This is a genomic window from Ornithinibacillus californiensis (assembly GCF_001038485.1).
Taxonomy (GTDB): domain Bacteria; phylum Bacillota; class Bacilli; order Bacillales; family Amphibacillaceae; genus Ornithinibacillus; species Ornithinibacillus californiensis.
This window is the reverse complement of the sequence record NZ_LDUE01000047.1, coordinates 1-5,656: the sequence shown is the minus strand read 5'-3', so window position 1 is coordinate 5,656 and position 5,656 is coordinate 1. Positions and strand designations below refer to the sequence as shown.

General features: G+C 39.9%; 2 protein-coding genes, 6 tRNA genes and 1 pseudogene. All 9 read left to right on the top strand.

Annotation, left to right across the window (positions count from 1 at the left end; translation table 11 throughout):
- The first annotated feature begins 89 nt into the window (after positions 1 to 89).
- A tRNA-Ser gene (locus TE34_RS10705) sits at positions 90 to 182 on the top strand.
- A 175-nt stretch (positions 183 to 357) separates the two neighbouring features.
- A tRNA-Phe gene (locus tag TE34_RS10700) sits at positions 358 to 433 on the top strand.
- 160 nt (positions 434 to 593) lie between these two features.
- Positions 594 to 667 (top strand) — tRNA-Gly (locus tag TE34_RS10695).
- A 12-nt stretch (positions 668 to 679) separates the two neighbouring features.
- A tRNA-Ile gene (locus TE34_RS10690) sits at positions 680 to 753 on the top strand.
- Between the two features lie 77 nt (positions 754 to 830).
- A tRNA-Arg gene (locus tag TE34_RS10685) sits at positions 831 to 904 on the top strand.
- Between the two features lie 26 nt (positions 905 to 930).
- Positions 931 to 1,003: transfer RNA gene (locus TE34_RS10680), tRNA-Ala, on the top strand.
- Between the two features lie 316 nt (positions 1,004 to 1,319).
- Positions 1,320 to 2,552, top strand: a complete 1,233-nt coding sequence (locus tag TE34_RS20290; RefSeq protein WP_053075062.1) for an S-layer homology domain-containing protein — start codon at positions 1,320 to 1,322, stop codon at positions 2,550 to 2,552.
- Between the two features lie 185 nt (positions 2,553 to 2,737).
- On the top strand, positions 2,738 to 5,125 hold the full coding sequence (locus TE34_RS10670; RefSeq protein WP_047984811.1) for a penicillin acylase family protein: 2,388 nt from the start codon (positions 2,738 to 2,740) through the stop codon (positions 5,123 to 5,125).
- A 180-nt stretch (positions 5,126 to 5,305) separates the two neighbouring features.
- A pseudogene (locus tag TE34_RS10665) lies at positions 5,306 to 5,656 on the top strand (IS4 family transposase); the annotation flags it as partial.

Here is a 5,656-nt window from a genome sequence, read left to right as displayed (position 1 = left end):
CTGGGAGAGCGCCTGCCTTGCACGCAGGAGGTCAGCGGTTCGATCCCGCTAGGCTCCACCATTTTATTTTGCTTTTTCATACTTTATATGGAGGTATACCCAAGTCTGGCTGAAGGGATCGGTCTTGAAAACCGACAGGCGGGTCAAACCGCGCGGGGGTTCGAATCCCTCTACCTCCTCCATTTTTATTTGATAGTATTAAGGCTCGGTAGCTCAGTCGGTAGAGCAACAAGCAATACTTCCACCGAATTTGCTACGAGTAACCCCGAAGCATACACATCTTAGAATAATCTTGCAGATGCAGGGGTCAAAACATGGTATGTGAATAACATTTAATTGTAAGGCTTTATAAACGATGGCTCGGTAGCTCAGTCGGTAGAGCAACGGACTGAAAATCCGTGTGTCGGCGGTTCGATTCCGTCCCGAGCCACCATTCTTTTTCTGCGGGTGTAGTAACGAGCATTACTTCCACCGAATTCACTTCGAGTTGCCTCGAGGAATATACCTCTTCGAATTTGCTAGTAGACGCAGAGGCATAATGGACCAGATAAGGTGCGGTCAACAAAGTTAACTTTCAACTCCATATTACCAACGCGGGTGTAGTTTAATGGTAAAACTCTAGCCTTCCAAGCTAATGTCGTGGGTTCGATTCCCATCACCCGCTCCAAATTATTCATTTGGGCCTGTAGCTCAGCTGGTTAGAGCGCACGCCTGATAAGCGTGAGGTCGGTGGTTCGAGTCCACTCAGGCCCATTACTTTATTTAAGTGTTAGCTATCTATCAAATCATACAAATTCCATACAACTTGTATGTTGATATATTTTCTATTTGCGCCCTTAGCTCAGCAGGATAGAGCAACAGCCTTCTAAGCTGTGGGTCAGAGGTTCGAATCCTCTAGGGCGCGTATACTATATTCGTAATTATATTTATGGGGCCTTAGCTCAGCTGGGAGAGCGCCTGCCTTGCACGCAGGAGGTCAGCGGTTCGATTCCGCTAGGCTCCATCTGAAGAGATTAAAGTTGGTAGAATCCTAACTTTAGTCTTTTTTTGTGTGGATATTTAAATAGAAAAATTAATATAAATCATTTGTTAGTTTTCTATCTATTCTCCATCTCAATGCTCTTTTAACCTCTTCTTACCACCATCTCTGATTACTAGAGTTGGTGGTATTTTGTTTTTTGAGTGAGTTAACATAATGAGGGACAGTCCCTCTGCTCTTATTTAATAAATTATGAAACATTTCATGTTAGTCCTTTCGTCCAATATATGGATATATTTTCTGATGGTATTTAGATAATAAATGAAGGAGGGAAAGTATTTTGAAAAAGAGATTAGGTATTATGGCAATGTTGATGACAAGTACAACTCTATTTGGTAGTCCGGTTTTGGCAGAAAGTGAAGTTCCAATTACTGTTCCTATTTCCGTAGAGTTACCGAGGGAGGATGCAGAGTTGATTTCAGAGGAGAACGAATCTAACTATGTAAAGGCGCAAGGTATCATTAAAGAAGTAGTAAAAGATGGTGAAACTGTAACCTTAATAGTTGAGAATCAAGAGAAGTCATTGGTTACACATTTTCCGCTGACTATTGATGTTGAAGCGTATAGTAGTGCAACGACTGAAAAGTTTGCAATGGAAGATTATGCGGAGGGGTTACAAGTTGAGGTATTCTATGATAAGAATAAGCCAATTATGATGATCTATCCAGCTATCATTGTGCCTGAATTAGTTATTGTCCATGAGAAAGGTGAAATGGGACAAGTAAAGGTTGCCAAGTTTGATAAGAATTGGTTGAGTCTAGATGGGCAATTACAGTTGAAGATAGATGATAATACAGAATTGGTGAACCAAAAAGGAAAGGCAATTACGAAGGAAGAACTGGCTGATAAAGAATTACTAGTTTTTTATACGATAGAAACGAAGTCGCTCCCTGCACAGACAACCCCTACCAAAATTGTCGCTCTTGACCCGCTTGACACCGTGCAATCTGAAATAGATTTCAAGGATATCGAAGGTCACTGGGCTGAAGCTAGTATTATTCGATTAGTTTCTAATGATATTGTACAAGGAGTAAATGCCCAAGAATTCCAACCTAATAATAAAGTAAGTCGTGCTGAATTCGCTTCGATGCTTACAAAAGCATTGGGATTAGTTCCTCATAATGGTGTCATTAAGGATGCTTTTACAGATGTAAATCAATCTAAACTTTATTATCAGGATGTTTTTGCTGCTCATGAGGCAGGAATTATTAATGGGTATGATGGTAAATTTAGACCCGCTGATTCTATTACCCGTGAAGAAATGATAGTCATGGTGGTTCGTGCATTGGAGTATATCAATGGAAAACAATCTGCGGACCTCAGTGTGCTTTCAAATTATATCGATAAAAATGACGTAGGTAATTGGGCGATAGACGACGTTGCTATAGCTGTCGAGAATGGGCTTATCAAAGGTACGACTTCAACAACTATTGTACCTAAAGGGATTGTTACTAGATCCCAAGCAGTTGTTGTGGTAGAAAAGTTGTTTGATGTAGCACAAATTAATAAGTAGATATTTTGGTGGGACAAGGATAAGGTTTGTTGTCCCACTTTCTTTTTTTAGGGAGTCATCATTAATTGAGTTATATGAGAGAATTTGAATTGTTAACAGGGACAAGGAACCCCCCCTGTCCCTGTTTTTATGATAAAATAAAACTATCTGAATTTTAGTGCTAATTAAAGGGGGCAGGTCACATCATGGAGCAACCATACATACCAGAACATCTACCAGATAAAAAGAAACGAAACTGGAAGAAAATTAGTTTAATAGTTGTAGGGATTTTACTAGCGTTAGTGTTAATTGCTTTTCTTTTTGTAAACGCATACATAAATAAATCCCTACCACAAATAGAAGGGACAATCGAATTACCAGGATTACAAGATGAAGTAGTTGTCACAACTGATGAGCACGGTGTTCCGCATATACGTGCTAAAAATGATCATGATTTATACATGGCGCAGGGCTATATGCAAGCGCAAAATCGAATGTTCCAGATGGAGTTATCAAGAAGACAAGCTTCCGGGACATTGAGTGAAGTTGTTGGAGAAGCTGCAGTTGATCAAGATAAATATTTCCGCACGCTTGGCTTAAGACGTGCAGCGGAGAAATCGTATGATATTTATACTGATGAGAGTAAACAGGTGTTGCAATGGTTTGCTGATGGTGTGAACGCCTATATCCATGAAGCAAAGGATTCCAACTCCTTGCCAATTGAGTTTACACTAATGGGTAGTGAGCCAGGTGAATGGACACCAATTGATTCATTAACGATTGGAAAGTTTATGGCGTTCGACTTGGGTGGACATTGGGAGAGACAAGCTTTTAATTACTATGTGTTAAATAAATATGAAGAAGAAAAAGCATATGAGTTATTTCCAGTCTATCCAGAAAATAGACCGACAATCATTGGAGAAGAAGAGATTGTCGACGTAGCTGCTAGTTTTGAAAAAGCGGTAATTCCACATGCGTTTAATGGAAGTAATAACTGGGTAGTGAGTGGGGAGAAAACAGCATCTGGTCTGCCTCTACTAGCGGATGATCCTCATCTTGGTTTAGCAACACCGTCCATATGGTTGCAAATGCATTTACAGACAGACGAACTAAATGTTAGTGGTGTTATATTTGCAGGAGTTCCAGGAATTATTCTCGGTCATAACGACAAGATTGCTTGGGGAGTGACGAATACAGGGCCAGATGTGCAACAACTATATTTAGAAAAGAGAAACCCTGATAACCCGAATGAATTTTTGTTTGAGGAAGAATGGGAAGAGGCGGCAGTTATTGATGAGCCGATTCGGGTGAAAGATGGCGAAATGATTGACTATCAAGTAGTGGAAACAAGACATGGGCCAATCGTATCGGAGTTTGCTGAGGAAAGTGGAAAGAATACGGTCATGTCATTGAGATGGACCGCTTTAGATCCGACAACCGAACTGGAAGCCATTCTTGAGATGAATCGAGCAACAAACTGGGAAGAGTTCGAAAAGGGGCTAGAAAAATTTATTGTTCCAACTCAAAATTTTGTGTTTGCATCTGTTGATGGGACGATTGCTTATAAAGCAAATGGAAAAATTCCTATTTATGAAAATAGTGAGGATGCGTTATTACCACTACCGGGTTGGGATTCTGAATATGTATTGGATGAGTATATTCCATTTGATGAATTACCGATAGTGATTAATCCGGAGAAAGGCTTTATTGCAACAGCTAACAATAAGGTTGCGGGGGATGGGTACCCGTATCATATTAGTAATGTGTGGGCACAGCCTTATCGTTATGAGCGGATTGCTGAAATGTTGGAGGCGGGTGATAATTTAACTGCAGAAGATATGATGGCGCTGCAGATGGATCAAACGAACTTGCAGGCGAGGGAATTTGTTCCGATGTTCATTGAGGTTCTAGAAGAATCTAATTTGCGTAAGCAAGAGACGGTTGCTTTATCTCTGTTAGAGAATTGGGATTATGTGGACCAAGTAGATGCTGCACAGCCGTTGATTTTCCATCATTGGATGGATGAAATCGAAGCGATCTTATATGATGAGCTACCAGATGGAATAATGGATCTCTTTAACAGTCGTGGTCAAACGACTGATGAACTACTTCGAAAGGCTGCTAATGGTGAGGAGTCGATTTGGATTGATGAAAATGGAGGATTAGAGAGTGTTCTTCATGTAGCGTTACAGAATACAATCGAAGGGCTTACTGAGTCTTATGGCGAGGATATGCATACGTGGCAGTGGGGCGATTATCACCAAGTTCAGTTCCATCACCCATTATCAGCAGTTCATCCAGTATTAGCGTACTTCTTTAATAATAAAGATCCAATGCCAGTTGGGGGAAGTGCTATAACCCCAATGGCAGCAGCCTATGATGCCGATACAGGTGAGGTTGAACATGGAGCGTCATGGCGGTTTGTTATTGACATGAGTGAACCAACAACAGGGTATCATATTGTTGGTCCTGGTCAAGAAGGACATTTTAAGAGTGAATGGTACGATAATCAGGTGGAAGATTGGGTTAAAGGGACCTATCATGAGACGAAACTGGATGTAGAAGAAGGCAAAATATTAAATTTGATACCTTGACTTTTTTTGGGGGGATAGTCCCAATGTCATCAAGCTAAGATGACAAAATATGTAAATGAATTAAAAAAGACAAAAAATAACCAAAATATGCCAAAAAGCACTTGACTTTTTAAAATCACCACAATAATCGATTTGAATACCGATTTTTTAGGTATATCAACGATGAAGTGGTGATTTTTTATGGGGAAAAGTATGTTTTTAGAGGCTATTGAGGTAACTCGGAACGTCATTCATGACTATATTTTTAAGTGTGAATCACGATCCAAACCAACCTATTTTACCCGTGAAGGGCAAAACAAGTTGAGTTTTACAAGCACATTGTTATTTATGCTTAATTTTGTAAAGAAGAGCATTCAGATTGAACTGGATGACTTCTTTAAAATTCTTAATAAAAAGGAGGTAACAGTAAGTAAACAGGCCTTTTGTGAGGCGAGGAAGAAGGTTAAACCAGAGGCTTTTATATTTTTATTAGATACTATTGTGGACTGGTACTACAAAAGAAATTCCTACAATACCTTCATGGGGTTTCGG

Bases quoted from the DNA above. Each gene is read 5' to 3' on its own strand.
- TE34_RS10670 (WP_047984811.1), top strand. From the start codon at position 2,738: ATGGAGCAACCATACATACCAGAACATCTACCAGATAAAAAGAAACGA.